The following is a 1,904-nucleotide window of genomic DNA, read 5'->3' as shown; positions in this document are numbered from 1 at the left end:
AATCGAGTAGAGGTCCGAACGCATAGGTTCGCACCCCTCTCACACCACCGTACGTACGGTTCCGTATACGGCGGTTCAATAATTTGAGTGTACGAACTGGTATTTCAAGGATATATCCATATATCCTCGGGATGCCAGTTCTTTGTCTGTAAGCGAGCGGTGAAGAATATAACTTTTCGCTATCTTCCAGTAGCCTTTTCTAGTATTCGACCACTCATATGCTTTCCGCTTATCGATTCCCAACACTATTAAATTCCTTCTTTTGGTTCGTGGATTTTTCCACTGTTTCCAGATATATTGTCGGATTCTACGCTTCAACCATTTATTTAGCTCCCTCATAAATCCTTTCATTTCACCGATACCATAGTAGTTTATCCAACCATTCATTAGGCTCTTAATCTCTTTAAATAAAACTGCTATACTTCTACCACGATTACGTTTCGTAATCTTTTTCAGTTTCTGTTTTACGGTTATTTTTGCTTTCGCATGAGGGCGAATTTTAACCCCAGTTTTTGTTGGCATGATACAGAACCCGAGAAACTTACGTTTCAAGGGACTTCCCACGGCACTTTTCTCACGATTGACAGTCAGCTTTAAGGTTTGTTCTAGAAATTCTATAGAATTTCTCATCACTCGCTGTCCTGCTCGTTTACTTCGTACATAGATATTACAATCGTCCGCATAACGAACAAACTGATGTCCTCTTGCTTCTAGTAGTTGGTCAAATTCATTGAGATAGATATTGCTTAACAATGGGGATAAGTTCCCACCCTGAGGTGTACCTTCTGTTGAAGGGTGAACGAGTCCATTTTCCATAATTCCACTCATCAAGTATTGTCGAATCAGCCGCAACACTTGTTTGTCTTTGACCCTCTTTTCAATTAGAAACATTAGTTTATCATGATTAACTGTGTCAAAATAAGCTTTCATATCAATATCTACCACGTATTTGTATCCTTGTTCGTAGTACGACTTTGCTTGTATGATAGCCATTTGTGCACTACGTTTTGGACGAAACCCAAAACTATTATCGGAGAACTCGGTTTCAAATATCGGCTGTAAAATCTGATTGATTGCTTGTTGAAGCATTCGGTCGATGACCGTAGGAATACCTAACTTCCGCTTTTCACCATTGGGTTTTGGTATTTCGACCCGTCTTACTGGTGATGGCTTATATGAACCTTTGCGTAGTTGGCTAAGTAATTCCTTTCGATTTTCCTTCAAGTAGGGAAGTAACTGGTCGTATGTCATACCATCCACGCCAGCGGCTCCCTTATTTCTGACCACTTGAAGATACGCTTGATTGAGATTATTTCTAGAGAGGATTCTCTCAAACAGAGTTGATACACCATCTTGGTCTATTTGTTCACCATAAGAAGCACTACGCACTCCGTCATATTCTTCATGTTCCACACTATCCTTTTGACAGTAGTCAGATATCCCTGTTTTCTGCGATTGTCGCACTCCTCACACCTCCTAAATTCCCCAAGATTATTATTGTTCAGTCCTTCATAGCCGATCAGCTTAGCTACTACTATGACCTCGGCTGACTTCTTACGATTCACTTCAATGTCACCATTAAAGTTGTGTCGGTTCGTTATCATTCAACTTACACTACACCCTCGTAAGACCTCCCCTGGTAAGGACAATAACTTTCCTCCCATGTAACTGCTGGATTTACTGTATAGGTTTCGGGCAGTATTGGACTTTGTCTTGTTAGGCAGACTTATCCGACCTAATTCAGCCTTATATCCAGTTTCTGTTCGTCAGTTCAGGAGTTTGCGTCCGGCTTCCTTCAGCTACAACCTCGCGATTGCCACCTTGCCCTTCGCTAACAGTTCCTACTGCCAAGCCTGTAGTGGACTTTCACCACCAAGTTATTGCCCATGCAAGGCGCACCTAAA

The 1,904-nt window shown here is 41.6% G+C and carries 1 protein-coding gene; it reads right to left on the bottom strand.

What is annotated here, in order from left to right; genetic code table 11:
• Window positions 1–75 precede the first annotated feature (75 nt).
• Complete coding sequence (gene ltrA / locus BAU15_RS10375) at window positions 76–1,464, bottom strand: group II intron reverse transcriptase/maturase (RefSeq protein ID WP_161842673.1); 1,389 nt, start codon at window positions 1,462–1,464, stop codon at window positions 76–78.
• Window positions 1,465–1,904 lie beyond the last annotated feature (440 nt).

It is taken from the genome of Candidatus Enterococcus huntleyi (assembly GCF_009933175.1).
GTDB classification, from domain to species: domain Bacteria; phylum Bacillota; class Bacilli; order Lactobacillales; family Enterococcaceae; genus Enterococcus_K; species Enterococcus_K huntleyi.
This window is presented reverse-complemented; position numbering and strand designations above follow the sequence as displayed.